This window comes from Cellulomonas gilvus ATCC 13127, from assembly GCF_000218545.1.
Classification (GTDB): domain Bacteria; phylum Actinomycetota; class Actinomycetes; order Actinomycetales; family Cellulomonadaceae; genus Cellulomonas; species Cellulomonas gilvus.
The window spans coordinates 1,295,489-1,312,859 of record NC_015671.1; the positions used below are offsets into that span (position 1 = coordinate 1,295,489).

The 17,371-nt window shown below is 74.7% G+C and carries 16 protein-coding genes and 1 tRNA gene; 13 read left to right on the forward strand and 4 right to left on the reverse strand.

Annotated elements, in window-relative coordinates:
- Positions 1–16: 16 nt before the first annotated feature.
- Positions 17–1,540 (reverse strand): cytochrome ubiquinol oxidase subunit I, encoded by a 1,524-nt coding sequence (locus CELGI_RS05970; RefSeq protein ID WP_013883213.1) that lies wholly within the window; start codon positions 1,538–1,540, stop codon positions 17–19.
- Positions 1,541–2,036: 496 nt separating this feature from the next.
- Here CELGI_RS05970 and CELGI_RS05975 point away from each other — a divergent pair, with 496 nt between their 5' ends.
- The 13 genes from CELGI_RS05975 to CELGI_RS06030 all read left to right on the forward strand — a co-directional run bounded on the left by CELGI_RS05975 (position 2,037) and on the right by CELGI_RS06030 (position 14,458).
- Positions 2,037–5,297 (forward strand): Rne/Rng family ribonuclease, encoded by a 3,261-nt coding sequence (locus tag CELGI_RS05975; RefSeq protein ID WP_013883214.1) that lies wholly within the window; start codon positions 2,037–2,039, stop codon positions 5,295–5,297.
- Positions 5,298–5,562: 265 nt separating this feature from the next.
- The gene (gene rplU, locus CELGI_RS05980; protein ID WP_211206563.1) at positions 5,563–5,871 is read left to right on the forward strand and encodes a 50S ribosomal protein L21; all 309 of its coding nucleotides are present in this window, start codon (positions 5,563–5,565) and stop codon (positions 5,869–5,871) included.
- 63 nt (positions 5,872–5,934) lie between these two features.
- A complete protein-coding gene (rpmA, locus tag CELGI_RS05985) occupies positions 5,935–6,192 on the forward strand; it encodes a 50S ribosomal protein L27 (protein WP_013883216.1) in 258 nt (85 codons plus the stop codon).
- Positions 6,193–6,297: 105 nt separating this feature from the next.
- Positions 6,298–7,815, forward strand: coding sequence for a GTPase ObgE (obgE, locus tag CELGI_RS05990; RefSeq protein WP_013883217.1), 1,518 nt, complete (start codon positions 6,298–6,300; stop codon positions 7,813–7,815).
- A gap of 90 nt (positions 7,816–7,905) precedes the next feature.
- Entirely contained in the window at positions 7,906–9,045 is a 1,140-nt protein-coding gene (gene proB, locus CELGI_RS05995) for a glutamate 5-kinase (RefSeq protein WP_013883218.1), read from the forward strand.
- A 78-nt stretch (positions 9,046–9,123) separates the two neighbouring features.
- Positions 9,124–10,437, forward strand: a complete 1,314-nt coding sequence (locus CELGI_RS06000; RefSeq protein WP_013883219.1) for a glutamate-5-semialdehyde dehydrogenase — start codon at positions 9,124–9,126, stop codon at positions 10,435–10,437.
- 91 nt (positions 10,438–10,528) lie between these two features.
- The gene (locus tag CELGI_RS17310; RefSeq protein ID WP_013883220.1) at positions 10,529–10,684 is read left to right on the forward strand and encodes a hypothetical protein; all 156 of its coding nucleotides are present in this window, start codon (positions 10,529–10,531) and stop codon (positions 10,682–10,684) included.
- 19 nt (positions 10,685–10,703) lie between these two features.
- Complete coding sequence (nadD, locus tag CELGI_RS06005; RefSeq protein ID WP_041574122.1) at positions 10,704–11,291, forward strand: nicotinate-nucleotide adenylyltransferase; 588 nt, start codon at positions 10,704–10,706, stop codon at positions 11,289–11,291.
- 437 nt (positions 11,292–11,728) lie between these two features.
- Complete coding sequence (locus CELGI_RS06010) at positions 11,729–12,697, forward strand: hypothetical protein (RefSeq protein WP_013883222.1); 969 nt, start codon at positions 11,729–11,731, stop codon at positions 12,695–12,697.
- Positions 12,698–12,724: 27 nt separating this feature from the next.
- Complete coding sequence (gene rsfS / locus CELGI_RS06015; RefSeq protein ID WP_013883223.1) at positions 12,725–13,117, forward strand: ribosome silencing factor; 393 nt, start codon at positions 12,725–12,727, stop codon at positions 13,115–13,117.
- The gene (locus CELGI_RS06020; RefSeq protein ID WP_013883224.1) at positions 13,114–13,806 is read left to right on the forward strand and encodes a histidine phosphatase family protein; all 693 of its coding nucleotides are present in this window, start codon (positions 13,114–13,116) and stop codon (positions 13,804–13,806) included. Before rsfS ends, CELGI_RS06020 begins: the two co-directional genes overlap by 4 nt.
- Positions 13,807–13,924: 118 nt before the next feature.
- Positions 13,925–14,000: transfer RNA gene (locus tag CELGI_RS06025), tRNA-Ala, on the forward strand.
- A gap of 98 nt (positions 14,001–14,098) precedes the next feature.
- Positions 14,099–14,458: a DUF488 domain-containing protein gene (locus tag CELGI_RS06030; protein WP_169315136.1), complete on the forward strand. Its 360-nt coding sequence runs from the start codon at positions 14,099–14,101 to the stop codon at positions 14,456–14,458.
- Positions 14,459–14,471: 13 nt separating this feature from the next.
- Here the strand turns inward: CELGI_RS06030 and CELGI_RS06035 are convergent, their stop codons facing one another.
- The 3 genes from CELGI_RS06035 to CELGI_RS06045 are packed head-to-tail and all read right to left on the reverse strand — an operon-like array spanning position 14,472 to position 17,360.
- A complete protein-coding gene (locus tag CELGI_RS06035; RefSeq protein WP_013883226.1) occupies positions 14,472–15,596 on the reverse strand; it encodes a hypothetical protein in 1,125 nt (374 codons plus the stop codon).
- A gap of 53 nt (positions 15,597–15,649) precedes the next feature.
- Positions 15,650–16,831: a CU044_5270 family protein gene (locus CELGI_RS06040; protein ID WP_013883227.1), complete on the reverse strand. Its 1,182-nt coding sequence runs from the start codon at positions 16,829–16,831 to the stop codon at positions 15,650–15,652.
- Positions 16,821–17,360 (reverse strand): RNA polymerase sigma factor, encoded by a 540-nt coding sequence (locus tag CELGI_RS06045; protein ID WP_013883228.1) that lies wholly within the window; start codon positions 17,358–17,360, stop codon positions 16,821–16,823. The genes CELGI_RS06040 and CELGI_RS06045 overlap by 11 nt, the downstream gene beginning before the upstream one ends.
- Positions 17,361–17,371: the final 11 nt, after the last annotated feature.

Genomic DNA, 17,371 nt, shown 5'->3' on the forward strand with positions numbered 1-17,371 from the left:
GGTCTCCGTCTCGGGCTCAGTAGGCGAAGGACAGGGGGGCGTCGTCGTCGGACGCGTCGCTCCGGGCGGCGCGCGCCTCCGGGGACGGGTCCTTCTCGCTCGCGGCCACGCCCTCGATCGTGTAGCGGTGCATGAGCCGGTACCAGGCGACGGCCAGCACGCCGTACAGCAACGTGAAGCCGATCAGCGAGACGAGGATGTTCGTCGCGCTCGCCTGGTCGGAGATCCCGCGCGCGGTCAGCAGCCACACGCCGTCGACGCCCGAGGCGTTCGGGTTCGGCGCGACCACCCACGGCTGGCGGCCCATCTCGGTGAAGATCCAGCCGAACGCCGAGGCCAGGAACGGCGTCGCGATCGCGGCGATGCCGAGCCGGCCGAACCACGGCTTGTCGGTGGTCGAGCCCTTGCGGCGCAGCAGCCACAGCGCGGCGAGCGAGAGCGCGGCCGAGCCGATGCCGAACCCGATCATGAGGCGGAAGGACCAGTAGGTGATCAGGAGGTTCGGGTAGAAGTTCGTGGAGTCGTCGAACGTGGGGGCGACGCCGTTCTCCTGCTCCCAGTCGCTGACCCACTGCGCGTAGTAGTCCTGCAGCTCGTCCACGCCCCGGATGCGGGAGTCGAAGTCGCCGGTCGCCAGGAACGACGTGAGGCCCGGGATCTCGATGACGTGCGTGACGCCGTCGCAGTCGTTCGACAGGTCGCCGATCGCCAGGATCGAGAACGACGCTCCGTCGGTGGACTCGCACAGGCCCTCGGCCGCGGCCATCTTGGCCGGCTGCTGGTCGAACATCAGCTTGGCCTGCCAGTCGCCCGAGAGCGCGACGCCCGCACCGGACACGAGCATCGTGACCAGGCCCAGGATCACCGCGGGGCGGTACACGTCACGTGCGGTCGCGGCGTCACCCGAGCGGACCTTCTTGACCATCCACCAGGCGGCGATGCCCGCGACGAACGTGCCCGCGGTCAGGAATGCGGCGCTGATGGTGTGCGGGAACGCGGCCAGCACGGTCGGGTTGGTCAGCACGGCGCCGATGTCGGTCATCTCGGCGCGACCGGTCTCGAAGTTGTACGTCGTGCCGACGGGGTGCTGCATCCACGAGTTGGCCGCGAGGATGAAGAACGCCGAGAGGTTCGTCGCGATCGCGACCGCCCAGATGCACGCGAGGTGGATCTTCTTGGGCAGGCGGTCCCACCCGAAGATCCACAGGCCCAGGAACGTGGACTCGACGAAGAACGCGGCGAGCGCCTCCATCGCGAGCGGTGCGCCGAACACGTCGCCGACGAACCGCGAGTAGCTCGGCCAGGCCATGCCGAACTGGAACTCCTGGACGATGCCCGTGGCGACACCGATCGCGAAGTTGATGAGCAGCAGCTTGCCGAAGAACTTGGTGAGGCGCAGCCAGCGCTCGTTGCCGGTGCGCAGCCACGCCGTCTGCATGATCGCGACGAGCGGCGCGAGGCCGATCGTCAGCGGCACGAAGATGAAGTGGTAGACGGTGGTGACACCGAACTGCCAGCGGGCGAGGTCGAGGGCGTCCACAGGGTTCTCCGAGCGTGCGAGCGGCGAGCGGGGGTCGTGCCTCACGGGTGTGGCGGGCGGTGCGGGGGCCGGTCGGCGGCGTCTGTACGCGGCACGCGACGTGACCTGAGGGAACGCTAGGAAACCGGCCCCGGTCCGCGGCGGGACCAAGGTCCCGGGTGCTGACGCGGCGTCGTGAACGTGACCGCCGACTCACCCGGTCGTCACGGGGGCCGGATCGGACGCTCTGTGCGATACTGACCGCGGTTCGACGAGCGACCACACCGCGAGGCGAACCCGTGAGCTCGCACCCAGTGCGTCGCGCGCGTCAGCCGCCGCTCGACATCCCCGAGGCCCGAACAGGCCCGTGCGGATGGAGCAGGCGATGGTGCGCGCCGGCCCGGTGTGCGGCCGCGTCCGACGACTTCCGTCGCCACGTGCTGCGTGAGCGATGACCGACCGACCGAGGACCGCCACTGGTGTGGACGGTGGTTCGCGGTACCCAGGAGACGTTCGCGTGACCGAGCAGAGCACCCCCGAGAACGCAGTCCAGGCTGGCACGACCGGCGTCACCGCGGGGGGTGAGCCCACCGCGGCCCCGCCGCGCCGCCGCCGCGCGTCGCGCCCTGCGGCGGCACCCGAGGCCGTCGTGACCGACGCCGCGTCCACCGACGCCGTGGCGTCCGACCAGCCGACCGCGTCGCCTGAGTCCCAGGCGGACGCCCCGCCGGAGGCGGCCCCCGAGGCCGCCAAGGCACCGGCCAAGCGCCGTCGGGCGACGCGGTCGAAGGCCGCGCCCGAGGTCGAGGCAGCCGCGCCCGCGGCAGAGGTCGAGGGCGCTGCCTCCGAGCCGCTCGCCGACGAGGCCGCGCCGGCCGTGCCGACGGAGGCCGTGACGCCCGCTGCCGCCGAGAAGCCCGCGCGCCGCCGCCGTGCCGCGAGCCGCCCCGCGGCGGCGCCGACGGCCGACGACGAGCAGGCCGCGCCGCAGGGTGCGCCCGCCGAGCCCGCCGCGCCGGCGGCCGACGTGCCGGCCGTGGAGGCTGCCGCCGAGACGCCCGCACCGGCCCGCCGCCGCAGCCGCCGCGCCACCACGGCGCCCGCGATCGAGCAGCCCACCCCGGAGCCTGCCGTCGAGGACGCGCCGCAGGAGGTCGCGTCGGCTCCCGTCGCCGAACCCGCCGCACAGCCCGCCGCGCCGGCGCCGAGCACCGGCAGCCCGCGCCTGGCCACGACGGCACTGCTGTTCCAGGCGCCGGACCCGACGCAGGCGCGTCAGCGTCGGCGTCGTGTGACGTCGAGCGCGGGCTCGCCCGAGGAGATCTCGCAGGCGGCCCGCCTCGCGCAGGAGGCCGAGCAGGCCGCCGCGCTGCAGGCCGCTGCCGAGGTGGGCGAGGACGAGCTCGACGAGGCCGCGCTCGCGGAGGCCGAGGCCGCCGCGCCGACCGCGGAGCCCGACGAGCCCGCCGAGGGCACGGACGCGCGTGGCGGTCGCCGGCGCAGCCGCCGCGGTCGCGGTGGCCGCGGTCGCGGCGCGTCCGCCGACCGTGACGAGGACGCCGAGGAGTCCGACGACGCTGCCCAGGCGCAGGGCGCGGACGACGTCGTCGTGCCCGCGGAGGCCGACGAGACGACGGACGCCGACGAGGCCACGGACACGGACGACGAGTCCGACGCGGGTGACGACCAGCCGCGCCGCCGCCGTCGCCGGGGCGGGCGTGGGCGCCGCAAGAACGACACGGACCGCGACGACGAGACGACGGATGCCGACGCGGGCGAGCCCGCGGCGCAGGACGCGCCGGACGACGCGGACGACGAGTCGGGCGAGGGCTCGAGCCGGCGCCGTCGGCGTCGCCGTCGTGGTGCGCGCACGGGTGAGGCCGAGAGCGAGCCGCGTCGCCGCGGTGGCGACGAGGTCACCGCGCTGCGCGGCTCGACCCGCCTCGAGGCCAAGCGGCAGCGCCGGCGCGAGGGGCGCGACGCGGGACGGCGTCGTCAGATCATCACCGAGTCCGAGTTCCTCGCCCGGCGCGAGTCGGTGGACCGCTCGATGATCGTGCGCGAGAAGGCCGGTCGCACCCAGATCGCGGTGCTGGAGGACGGCGTCCTCGTCGAGCACTACGTCTCGAACCAGCAGCAGGCGTCCATGGTGGGCAACGTCTACCTGGGCCGCGTCCAGAACGTCCTGCCGAGCATGGAGGCGGCGTTCGTCGACGTGGGCAAGGGTCGCAACGCGGTGCTGTACGCGGGTGAGGTCAACTGGGACGCGGCGGGCCTCGACGGCCAGCCGCGCCGGATCGAGCAGGCGCTCAAGTCGGGTGACGCGGTCCTGGTGCAGGTCACCAAGGACCCGATCGGCCACAAGGGCGCGCGCCTGACCTCGCAGGTCACGCTCGCCGGCCGCTACCTGGTGTACGTGCCGGGCGGCGGCATGACCGGCATCAGCCGCAAGCTCCCGGACACCGAGCGCAACCGCCTCAAGAAGATCCTGCGCGAGGTCGTGCCGGACTCCGCGGGCGTGATCGTCCGCACCGCGGCCGAGGGGGCGAGCGAGGACGAGCTGCGCGCCGACATCGCGCGGCTCCAGGGGCAGTGGGAGGCCATCGAGAAGAAGGCCAAGACCGCGTCGGCGCCCGCGCTCCTGCAGGGCGAGCCGGACATGGCCATCCGCGTGGTCCGCGACATCTTCAACGACGACTTCGGCGCGCTGCAGGTCCAGGGCGACGAGGCATGGTCGACGATCTCGTCGTACATCGACGAGCTCGCGCCCGACCTCGCGCAGAAGGTCTCGAAGTACACCGGCACGGGTGACGTGTTCGCGGCGCACCGGATCGACGAGCAGCTGGTCAAGGGCATGGACCGCAAGGTCTGGCTGCCCTCGGGCGGGTCGCTGGTGATCGACCGGACCGAGGCGATGACCGTCGTCGACGTCAACACCGGCAAGTTCACGGGTTCGGGCGGCACGCTCGAGGAGACCGTGACGCGCAACAACCTCGAGGCCGCCGAGGAGATCGTCCGTCAGCTCCGGCTGCGGGACATCGGCGGCATGATCGTCATCGACTTCATCGACATGGTGCTCGAGTCCAACCGTGACCTGGTGCTGCGTCGTCTGGTGGAGTGCCTGGGCCGGGACCGGACCAAGCACCAGGTCGCCGAGGTGACGTCGCTCGGCCTGGTCCAGATGACGCGCAAGCGCGTGGGTCAGGGCCTGGTGGAGGCGTTCTCCGAGACGTGCGAGCACTGCCACGGCCGCGGCTTCATCGTGCACGACGAGCCGATCGAGAAGGGTGCCCGCCCCGAGGCGGCGCCGACTCCCGCGGCCGCGGCGGACGAGCCCAAGCGCGCGCGCCGCAAGCGCGGCGCCAAGGAGCCCGCGGCGCCCGCCGCGCACCCCGTGGTGCCCGTGCTGCCCGAGGAGCGCTCGGCGGTCAAGGCGACGCTCGCGACCATCGCGGCGGCCGCGGCGCACGCGCACGAGCTGCACGACCAGCACGCGTCCGAGGCGCCCGAGGCGGACGCGCAGGCCCCCGAGCCCGCGGCGTCGCCGGTCGCGGACGCACCCGTCGACGAGCCCGTCGTCGCGGCCCCGGTGGACGTCCCGGCCGGGACGGAGGCCGTGGTCGCCGAGCCGGTGGCCGAGGCGCCCGTGCTGGACGTGTTCGCGGAGTTCGCGGGCCGCCGTCCCGGGTCCGACGAGCCCGACCAGCTCGAGCTCACGCCGGTCGACCCGTCGGTCTTCGTGACGTTCGACTCGGACGACGACGAGACCTCGGTGTGACGTGCATCGCTCCGCGCCTGGCGCGGGGCGATGACGGGCCGTGGAGTTTGACCCACCGGGTCACGGTCCGTACCCTGGGACGTCGGCGCGCCGCGTGCGCGTCGACGTGCGTGCCCCGCAGTCGACCTCGTCGAGGCCGATGCGTCGGAGCTGACGCGACCCCCTCACTGGCGGCCTCGGCCGAGGTGTGCGGCGGGCGCGCGGAGCCGAGCGGGGTGCACGAGCATTCGACGTGATCTATCGACGAGCAGAGATGAGCAGCAACGTGGTGTACGCGATCGTGAAGGCCGGCGGCCGCCAGGAGAAGGTCGCCGTGGGCGACGTCGTCGTCGTCGACCGTCTCGCCGCCCAGGCGGGTTCGACGGTCGAGCTGCCGGCGCTGCTGCTCGTCGACGGCGAGAAGGTGACGACCGACGCGGCTGCGCTCGCCAAGGTCAAGGTCACGGCGGAGGTCGTCCGGGACGAGAAGGGCCCGAAGATCGACATCCTCAAGTACAAGAACAAGACCGGCTACCGCAAGCGCCAGGGTCACCGTCAGCAGCTGACCCGCCTGAAGGTCACCGGCATCAAGTGATGTCGCGGCCACTGCGATGTGGCCCGCAGCCCCTTTTCTGAGCAACCCGAGAGCAGGTTCGTCATGGCACACAAGAAGGGCGCGAGTTCCTCGCGCAACGGTCGCGACTCGAACGCCCAGCGCCTCGGCGTCAAGCGCTTCGGCGGTCAGGTCGTCAAGGCCGGCGAGATCCTCGTCCGCCAGCGCGGCACGCACTTCCACCCCGGCAACAACGTGGGCCGTGGCGGCGACGACACGCTGTTCGCCCTCGCCGCCGGCGCCGTGCAGTTCGGCACGCGTCGTGGCCGCAAGGTCATCGACATCGTCACCGTCGAGGTCTGATCTTCCCGCTGGCACTCGTCAGCACGCGAAGGGGCGCACCGGTTGGTGCGCCCCTTCGTCATGTAGCCGATCATCGAGTCATCACCGACATCCAGGAGGTCCACCGTGGCGACGTTCGTCGACCGTGTGGTGCTGCACGCGACCGGTGGTGACGGCGGGCACGGCTGCGCGTCCATCCACCGCGAGAAGTTCAAGCCGCTCGCCGGCCCCGACGGGGGCAACGGCGGCAACGGCGGCTCGGTGATCCTCGAGGTCGACCCGCAGGTGACCACGCTGCTCGAGTTCCACCACCTGCCGCACCGGCACGCACCCTCGGGCACGCAGGGGATGGGCGACCACCGCGCGGGCTCCACGGGCGCGGACCTGGTGCTGGGGGTGCCGGACGGCACCGTGGTGAAGTCGCCCGACGGCGAGGTCCTGGCGGACCTGGTCGGCACCGGTGCGCAGTACGTCGTCGCCGCGGGTGGTCGGGGCGGGCTCGGCAACGCCGCGCTCGCGTCGCAGCGCCGCAAGGCCCCCGGTTTCGCGCTGCTGGGCGAGCCGGGGGAGAGCGCGGACATCGTGCTCGAGCTCAAGTCGATCGCCGACGTGGCGCTCGTCGGCTACCCGAGCGCGGGCAAGTCGAGCCTGGTGGCCGCGATCTCCGCGGCGCGGCCCAAGATCGCCGACTACCCGTTCACGACGCTCGTGCCCAACCTCGGCGTCGTCCAGGCGGGCGACGCGCGCTACACGGTCGCCGACGTCCCGGGCCTGATCCCGGGCGCCTCCGAGGGACGTGGGCTGGGGCTGGAGTTCCTGCGGCACGTCGAGCGCTGCGCGGTGCTCGTGCACGTGCTCGACTGCGCGACCCTCGAGCCCGACCGGGACCCGGTGTCGGACCTGGAGATCATCGAGGCCGAGCTCGCCGCGTACGCGGGCGACCTGGGCATCGAGGGCGGACGGGTGCCGCTGACGGAGCGTCCGCGCGTCGTGGTCCTCAACAAGATCGACGTGCCCGAGGCGCGCGAGCTGGCCGATCTGGTCCGCCCCGACCTCGAGGCGCGTGGCATGCGCGTCTTCGAGGTGTCCACCGCGAGCCACGAGGGACTGCGCCCGCTGACGTTCGCGCTCGCCGAGCTCGTCGAGCAGGCTCGGCGTGACGCGCCCGCTCCCGAGGCGACGCGCGTCGTGCTGCGCCCGCGGGCCGTGGACGACGCGGGCTTCACCGTGACGCGCCGCGAGGGCGGCGGCGCGGTCTGGTTCGCGGTGCGGGGCGAGAAGCCCGAGCGCTGGGTCCGCCAGACGGACTTCAGCAACGACGAGGCCGTGGGCTACCTGGCCGACCGCCTCGCGCGGCTCGGCGTCGAGGAGCGCCTGTACGCGGCGGGCGCCGTCGCGGGCGACGAGGTGCGGATCGGCCCCGACACCAACGCCGTGGTCTTCGACTGGGAGCCGACGCTCGTCACCGGCGCTGAGCTGCTGGGCTCGCGCGGCACCGACGCGCGCCTGGACGACCACTCGCGGCCGACGCGTGGCGAGAAGCGCGTCGAGTACAAGGAGCGCATGGACGCCAAGGCCGCGGCGCGTGCCGAGCTGTGGACCGAGCGCGAGCAGGGCGTCTGGACGGACCCCGAGCAGGACTGAGCCGACGGCCTGCGGCCGGGCCCGCGCGCGCGGGATCCCGGTCGCTGGTCGCGGCCACGGCCGCGGGCCCGTGCGGGGCAGAATGCGCACGTGACCGCCGCCGCACTGCAGGAGCGCTCCGAGCTGGCCTCGGCCGCGCGCATCGTCGTCAAGGTCGGGTCCTCGTCGCTCACCAGCCCGGACGGCCGGCTCGACCCCGAGCGCCTGCGCGCGCTGGTCGACGTGCTCGCGGCGCGCCGCGCCGCCGGGGGCCAGGTCGTGCTGGTCTCGTCCGGTGCCATCGCCGCGGCGATCGGGCCGCTCGGGCTCGCCGCCCGGCCGCGTGACCTCGCGACGCAGCAGGCCGCGGCGTCGGTGGGGCAGGGGCTGCTCGTCGCGCACTACACCAAGGCGTTCGCCGACCACGGCCTGCGCGTGGGTCAGGTGCTGCTCACCGCAGACGACACCGTGCGGCGCGGGCACTACCGCAACGCGCACCGCGCGCTCACGAGGCTGCTGGACCTGGGCGTGGTCCCCGTGATCAACGAGAACGACGCGGTCGCCACCGAGGAGATCCGGTTCGGTGACAACGACCGGCTCGCCGCGCTGGTCTCGCACATGGTCCACGCCGACGCGCTGGTGCTGCTGACCGACGTCGACTCGCTCTACACCGGCGCCCCGTCACGGCCGGGGTCGCGCCGCATCGCGCGGGTCGACGGCCCGAGGGACCTCGAGGGCATCGACGTGTCCCGCCGGGGCTCGGCGGTCGGCACGGGCGGCATGGTGACGAAGCTCGACTCGGTGGCGATCGCGACGCAGACCGGGATCCCCGTGGTGCTGACGTCGGCCGCGCAGGCCGCGCGCGCGCTCGCGGGCGAGGACGTCGGGACGTGGTTCTCGGCGACCGGGCGGCGCACGTCCATCCGGCTGCTGTGGCTCGCGCACGCCGCGCACACGCGCGGCCGCCTGCTGCTCGACGAGGGTGCCGTCCGCGCCGTGGTGGACCGCCGCACCAGCCTGCTGCCCGCCGGTGTGACGGGTGTCGAGGGCGAGTTCGACGCGGGGGAGCCGGTCGACCTGGTCTCACCCGAGGGCGTCGTCGTCGCGCGCGGTCTGGTGGCGTTCGGCGCCGACGAGGTGCCGGGCCTGCTGGGCCGCTCGACGCACGACCTGCGTACCGAGCTCGGCGCCGGGTACGACCGGGAGCTGGTGCACCGTGACGACCTGGTCCTGGTGCGCCGCCGCCGCTGAGCCACGCACGGGGAGGCCCGCGCCGGGCCCGGTGAGACGCGGGGCCCGGGCCGGGCGGCCGTGGTTAGGCTGAGCCGCATGAGCGTGGCAGTGGACGATCCCCGGTCGGTGAGCGCGTCGGACGGCGACGACGTGGTCGAGCAGGTCCGGGCGGTCGCGCGTCGAGCGCAGGTGGCCTCCCGCAGGCTCGCGACCGCGACGCGCGCGACCAAGGACGCCGCGCTGCACGCCATGGCGGACGCGCTCGTCGCCGCGAGCGCGCGGATCGTCGACGCGAACGCCCACGACCTCGAGCGGGGCCGCACCCAGCAGATGGCGCCGGGGCTCCTGGACCGGCTCGCGCTGACCGATGCGCGCATCGGCGCGATCGCCGACGCGCTGCGCGAGCTCGCCGCGCTGCCCGACCCGGTGGGGGAGGTGGTCCGCGGACAGACGCTGCCCAACGGGTTGCGGCTCCGGCAGCTGCGCGTGCCGATGGGCGTGGTCGGGATGATCTACGAGGCGCGGCCGAACGTCACGGTCGACGCCGCCGGCCTTGCGCTCAAGAGCGGGAACGCGGTGGTCCTGCGCGGCGGCTCGGCCGCGGCCTCGAGCAACGAGGCCGTCGTCGAGGTGTTGCGGGACGCGCTCGCGGGCGTCGGTCTGCCGCGCGACCTGGTGCAGACCATCGACCCGTGGGGCCGCCCGGGTGCCGTCGCGCTCATGCACGCGCGCGGCCTCGTCGACGTGCTCGTGCCGCGGGGCGGCGCGGACCTGATCCAGACCGTCGTCCGCGAGGCGACCGTCCCCGTGATCGAGACCGGCGTCGGCAACGTGCACGTGTACGTCGACGAGAGCGCCGACCTGGCCGTGGCGATGCCGATCCTGCTGAACTCCAAGACGCAGCGCGTCGGGGTGTGCAACGCGGCCGAGACCCTGCTGGTGCACCGCGCCGTCGCCGACGAGTTCCTGCCCGCCGCGATGGCCGCGCTGGCCGACGAGGGCGTGACGATCCACGCGTGCGACGAGACGCTCGCGCTCGCACCCGAGGAGGCGTCGGTCGTGCCCGCGACCGACGAGGACTGGGCGCGCGAGTACCTCTCGCTCGACCTCGCGGTGCGCGTCGTGGAGGACCTGGACGAGGCGATCGAGCACATCCACCGGTGGAGCTCGGGGCACACCGAGGCCATCGTCACCCGGGACCTGGCGGCCTCGGAGCGCTTCGTCGCCGAGGTCGACTCGGCCGCGGTCATGGTCAACGCCTCGACGCGGTTCACCGACGGCGGCCAGCTGGGCCTGGGCGCGGAGATCGGGATCTCGACGCAGAAGCTGCACGCGCGGGGCCCCATGGGCCTGGCCGAGCTGACGACCACCAAGTGGGTCGTGCACGGCGACGGCCACGTCCGGCCCTGACCCCGTCCACACGGTGTCGTGCGACAATCGACGCCGTTGCGGGATCGCGGTCCCGCTGAGCCCCACCCGTCCCCGACCCCGGAGGAACGCCGTGCACACCGCCCTGATCGTCGCTGCCGAGGAAGCCGCCGAGAAGGCGCACGAGCTGCCGTTCCCCCCGATCGTGTTCGGGGTCGGCGCGTTCGCCGGGCTGGTCGCGATGCTGCTGTTCACGTACGCCTTCCGTCTCGTCGGCACGCGTCACTGAGCACGTGCTAGGCGGCCCGATGACACGTCTCGGGGTCATGGGTGGCACGTTCGATCCCGTGCACCACGGCCACCTGGTGGCGGCCAGCGAGGTCGCCGCACGGTTCGGCCTCGACGAGGTCGTGTTCGTCCCGACGGGCGTCCCGTCCTTCAAGCAGCACCAGGACGTCACGCCGGCCGAGCACCGCTACCTGATGACGGTGATCGCCACCGCGTCGAACCCACGGTTCACGGTCAGCAGGGTGGACGTCGAGCGCGAAGGTGTGACGTTCACGGTGGACACGCTCCGGGACCTCAAGGCGGCCCGCCCCGGAGCCGAACTCTTCTTCATCACCGGCGCCGACGCGATCGAGCAGATCCTCACGTGGAAGGATGCGGAGGAGCTGTTCACGATGGCGCAGTTCGTGGCGGTCACCCGCCCCGGGCACACGCTCTCGGTCGAGGGGCTGCCGGTGGATCGGGTGCACGTCGTCGAGATCCCCGCGTTGGCGATCTCCTCGACGGATGTGCGCGCCCGGTCACGGGCCGGTCAGCCGGTCTGGTACCTCGTCCCCGACGGGGTGGTCCAGTACATCGGGAAACACCAGCTGTATCGAGGTCAGTCATGACGGAACCGGGAGCACGGCCGCGTCGCCGTGACCTCCACCGGAGCGACCAGGGCACCACCGGGTCGACACCGGTCGTGCCCGCGAGCCCGCAGCCGCAGGTGCCGCCGGGTGCGCCCGCCGCCGGCGCCCCGAGCTCACGGCGTGCGTTGCGCGAGCCCACCGGTGCGGGCCCCGAGGCGCCGCGGCCGGCCTGGGCGACGCCGCCCTCGGTGGCCCCCGCCGCTCAGCCCTCCCGCGTGCCGTCCCAGGCACCACCGCCCGCCCGGCCGTCGGCGACGCCGAGCGCCACGCCCCACCCCGGCTACACGCCACCCGCGTTCACGCACCCCGCGCAGCAGCCCGGCTCCGCACGCCCGGCCGCCGGCCCGCAGGTTCCCGGACAGCAGCACGCCGGTCCGCGACCCGGGGCACCGGCCGCCGCACCGCAGGGCCCCGGGATGCCGCGCCCCGCGGCGGTCCCCCCGCAGCAGCCCGCTGCGCCGCCGGCCGCCGCGCGGCGCTCGGCGCGGGACACGATGTTCGACCCGACGAGCTCGCGGTCGGTCGCCGCGCCCCCGGCCGGCGCCCCGCGCCCGACGCAGGCACCCGGCTGGCCCGCCGGGACCGGCCCGGACGCCTCTCCCGAGGTCCCCGCGGCGCGGACCTCCGCGTGGGGCACACGTGCCGACGGCGCGAGCGCGGCCGCGGCCGCACCGCTCGCCGCGGGCGGTCCCGCGCGTGCGCAGCAGGCACCCGCGGGCCAGGCACCCGCGGGCCATGCGCCCGCACCGCAGCAGCCGCAGGCGCGCCCGGTTCCGGTGCGCGGTGCCGCGCAGCCGACGGGCCACCCGGCCCCGGCGGGCCCGGGTCAGGTCCCCGGGCAGCACCCGGCGCAGGGCCCGGGCTGGGCGCCCGGCGGCTCGTGGCAGCCCACGGCCGCGCCCGCGGGTGCGCCGGCGGCGCAGCCGCCGACCGTGGCCCCGTCCGCGGCGTGGCCGAGCACCGACGCACGCGCGGCGGAGACCACCCTCACGCCTCCCGTGACGTCGTCTCCCGCGCCGCAGGCCGCCGCCGCCACGCCGGCGTGGTCGGCGGCCCCGGTGGCGACGCCCGAGCCGGCCGCGGCGGGCGGGGGTTGGAGCCCCACGCCGGTCCCGGCGAGCACCTGGGGCGCACCCGCCTCCTCCGACGAGGACGCGCGGCCGTTCGCCTCCGTCCCGGGTACCGAGGACGACGACGAGTACGACGAGGTCGACGAGCGACCCCGCCACCCGTACACGTGGCTGCACCTGATCGTGCTCGCGGTCGTCGCGTTCGTGCTGGGCTTCCTGATCGTCCTGCTCCTGAGCAAGGCCGGCGACGACGCGGCGGCCGCCGCCGCACCGTCCGTCACCACGACCACCACGCGAGCCGGCCCCAGCGCCTGAGCTCGTCCGCCCCACCCGAGGAGATCCGTGCCCGCCACCGAACGCGCCGTCGAGCTCGCCGTCGCCGCCGCCCGCGCTGCGTCCGACCGCAAGGCGCAGGAGATCATCGCGCTCGACGTCAGTGAGCAGCTGGTCCTGACCGACGTGTTCCTCATCGCGTCCGGCACCAACGAGCGCCAGGTCGGCGCGATCGTCGACGCCGTCGAGGAGGCGCTGTTCCACCTCGGCGCCAAGCCGGTCCGCCGCGAGGGCAAGGCGCAGGGGCGGTGGGTGCTGATCGACTTCGGCGACGTCGTCGTGCACGTGCAGCACGCCGAGGACCGCGTCTACTACGCGCTCGAGCGTCTGTGGAAGGACTGCCCGCTCATCGAGCTGCCCCCGGACGCCCGGGGTGGTGACGGCGCGGCGGAGGACGAGTGACCGTCGGCCGCCTGCTGCTCTGGCGCCACGGCCGCACCGCGTACAACGCGAGCGCGCGCCTGCAGGGTCAGGTGGACATCCCGCTCGACGACGTCGGCCACTGGCAGGCCCGCACGGCCGCCGCGGCCCTGCTCGCGCGGCACACGCCCACGCGTGTGGTCAGCTCCGACCTGAGCCGGGCGGCGCAGACCGCCACCGCGCTCGCGCGGATGGTCGGCCTCGAGGTCGAGCTGGACGCGCGCGTGCGCGAGCGCGGCTTCGGGGACTGGGAGGGCCTGACCGGCCAGGAGATCTCCGCGCGCTGGCCGCAGGACTACGCGCTGTGGCGCGGCGGCGGCGAGCCGAGCCGGGTGGGTGCCGAGTCGCGCGCGGCGGTGGCCGAGCGCACCGCGGCCGCGATCACCGAGCACGCGGCCGCCCTGGACCGGACGGACACGCTCGTCGTCGTCTCGCACGGCGCCGCGATCAGCTCCGCTGTCGCCGCGCTCATGTCCATGCCGGCGGACTGGCGTGCGATCGCCGGCATGCACAACGCGCACTGGGCCGAGCTCGTGCCGTCGTCGGGCTCCGTCGAGCCCGCGTGGCGGCTCGCGGCCTACAACCTGGGGCCGACCGACGCCTCGAGCGACTGGAACGCCGGCCCCGACCGCGACGCCGACGAGACCACGACGACGCGCGACCCCGACTGATCGGCGCAGGCCAGGGAGCCGATTGGCGTCCGGGGGCCGGATCGGCCTAGACTCTCCGAGCGCCCACGGGCGACGGGACACCTCGGTTCCCGTCGGACGGGGGCCGACAACTCAACACGGGGCTGTGGCGCAGCTGGTAGCGCACCTGCATGGCATGCAGGGGGTCAGGGGTTCGAGTCCCCTCAGCTCCACCATGGACGTGGCGGGACATCGTGCAGACGGTGTCCCGCTTCGTCGTCTCCGCGCGCTCCCGGCGGTGCGGGGTCGGCGCGTGCGGCGCATGATGGGGCGCATGGTCGCGCTGGCGCGGGTGTACGACGAGGTCACGGACGCAGGAGCGCTGCGTGTGCTCGTGGATCGGCTGTGGCCCCGGGGCGTGCGGCGGGACGACCCCCGGGTGGGGCAGTGGCTGCCCGAGGTCGCACCCTCGAACGAGCTGCGACGCTGGTACGGCCATCGGGCGGAGGAGTACGACGAGTTCGCGCGGCGCTACGCCCAGGAGCTCGCCGACGGCGACGCACGCATCGCGTTCCACCGGCTGGCGGCGCTCGCGCACGCCGAGCCGGTCACGCTCGTGACGGCCACGCGCGAGGTCGACCTGAGCCACCTGACCGTGCTGGCTGGGCTGCTGGACGCGCGCGACGACGCGTGACGGACGGGCCGCCTCACCCCTGCTCGAGGACGGTTCCCGTCGCGTCGGCGGTCAGGGAGTAGCTGCCGTAGTCGCCGCTGAGGAACACCCGGATCTGCACGGGAGCGCCCTCCTCGAAGCTCGAGCGCTCGACGCCGATGTGCTGGATGTGGCCGTCGAGCTCGTCGGAGGGGATGCCTGACGAGGCCAGCGCCCGCTCGTAGAGGGTGGGCAGCACCGACCAGTCGACCGTGGTGAGGTCGAACTCGTCGGTGGGCTCGGGCTGGATGGTCGCGGGGCGTTCGCGCGTGCTGCGCGTCGCCACGGCCCACCACGAGTCGTACGCGGTGCGGCCCGGCTCGGTGGGCGCCGTGAGGAGCACCTGGTCGTCGTACACGAGCACCTCGGTCACGGTGCTGCCGCCGCTGGCGCCGGTGAACGCCTCGACGGCTCGGGTGACACGGTCGGGGCCGCTGAGGTAGGACGCGTCGCCGTGGCCCACGCCGCCCGAGCGGATCCCCAGCAGCACGTCGTCACGGGCCTGCCACGTCGGCAGCAGCGCGCCGAGCGCTGCGACCAGCACGTAGACGACGACGCGGACGCCACGCCCGCGGCGTCCCGTGGGCAGCAGCGGGCGGCGCCGGCCGGGGACGCGTGCGTCGGGGTCGGCCTTCCAGATCGGGGCGTCGGGTGTGGCGTGCACGCGCACGGGCGGGGCGGGCTCGTCGACCACGACGACGTCGGGGGTGTCGGCGCCGAGCCGGACCACCGCGAGCACCGTGCCGGGCAGGCGTGAGGGCATGCGGGCCGCGTCGATCAGCTCGCGCACGGTCGTCCGGTAGGGGGAGCGGTCGCGCGGGTCCACGAGCAGCTCGAGCTCGTACTGCGGGACGTCGTTGATCTCGGTCCCGGTGCGGCGCAGGTCGACGACCTTCGCTCCCGCGAGGCGCCCGGCGGCCCGGGCGGCCTGGACCGCGGCGGGGTCGGCGGGCGCCATGCCCGCCACGGTGCGCGCGATCGTCAGGATCACGAAGCCGACGACGAGCACGGGCATCGCCGCCATCCACACCCATGCGTACCGGTCGTCCCCTGTGGACCAGTGCAGGACGGCGGCGCCGGAGCCGGCACCGAGGACGAGGGCGAGCAGCAGGCGGATCACGTGCCTCACGGTAACGCGGACGCGGCCTGACCTGCTGTGACGCGTGCGCCACGTCAGCCCGGCGGGCGGTCGCCGATCGCGGGCACCCAGGAGCTGCGCTCCAGGACGCGCAGCTCCACCACGGCGGGACCGTCGGGGTAGAGCTCGTCGTCCTGCCGGATCTTCTCGAACGCCAGGAGGCGTCCGTCCTGCGGGGAGACGATCAGCACCGAGACCTCGGTGGGACCGCCGTCGACGCGCTGCGAGACGTAGCCGACGGCTTCGCCCTCGCGGCCGAGCCGGTCGGTCACCCGGCCCAGGGCGCTCACGTCGTCGTCGGCCGCCAGCGCGGTCAGGAATGCCGCGTCGAGGTCGCCGGGCACCACCTCGACCGCGGCGAGCTCGACGAACGCGGCGCCCACGCACGCCACCTCCTCGGGGCAGGCGTCGCCCGCCTGGGCCAGGACCGTGGAGCGGAGCTCGGCGGCATCGCGTGGCAGGTCGGGGGCGAGCGGCCCGAACGAGCCAGCGGGCAGCTGGTCGACGAGCCGGTCCGTGGTCGTCTCGTCGGGCAGCACCAGGCGACCGGACGGCTCGAACCCGCCGCCGCGCAGCTCGACGGACCGGTAGGCACCATCCGCCTGCAACCACGTCTGCTGCCTGACGGGCTCGATGCGCGCCTCGGTGCCCCCCTGCTCGCCCGTGACGGTCTGGAACCAGTTGACGGACTCGACGTACTGGACCGGGCCGGCGGGGACGTCGGTGCGCGCGCCCGCCGCGTCGGCGAGCTCGAGCAGGACGTCCCGTGCGGGCGGCGTGCTCTCCTCGTGCAGGAGGTCGCCCGGCGACGACTCCTGGAAGTGCAGCATCGGCGGCCGGCTCGCGTACGCGGGCGCGCGGTCGCCGAGCATCGGGCCGACGACGGCGCCGACCGCGGCCAGGAGGCACGCGGCGACCGAGATCGTCGTCCAGCGGCGCCGCGCCGAGCGCCGCGGGACGAGGTGGCGGACGGTCGCGCGCGCGGGTCCCGCTCCGGCCGGGGGAGTCGCGGGCGCACCAGGTGCAGCGGACGCGGCGACCTCGCCCGGCCGGCCGGCCGGATCGTGAGCGGCGGAGGACGCGAGGATCGCGGCCAGGATCGCGCCGTCGCGCGCGTCGTCGTAGGCGTCGGCGGCGGTGGGCGTCGGGTCGTCGGGGACGGCGCCGAGGAGGGCGCGCAGGGCGAGGACGTCGTCGGACGCGTGCTCAGCGGACATCGTCGGCCTCCCCCCGCGTGGTCGTCGCGTCGCCGGACAGGAGGGGCTGCAGCCGTGCCCGGGCCCGCGACAGGCGGGAGGTCACGGCGCTCACCGAGCACGCGAGGCGCTCGGCGGTCTGCTCGACGGACAGGCCGTCGAGCACGACGCACGTCAGCGCGGCCCGCTCGGCGTCGGGCAGCCTGCGCAGGACCTCGACCACCGCGTCGGTGGAGTCGACGGTCGCGCTCGCATCGGGTGCGATGCCCGTGCCCGGCTGCGCGGCCCAGCGGTCGGCGCGCTCGCGCGAGCGCCGCGCGCGCTCGTGCTCCCGGCCGAGCGTGAACCGCGCCACGGTGTACACCCACGCACGGCGGGCGTCGGGCTCGGGCGGGACGGCGTCCCACCGACGCCACACGACCAGGAACGTGTCCGCGACGACGTCGTCCACCGCGGCCGCGTCGACGTGCCGGCGCGCGAACGCGCGGATCTGCGGCGCCATCGTCCGGAACAGGATCTCGAACTGCCTGGCCGGCGGCTCGTCGGTCACGGCGAGTCGCG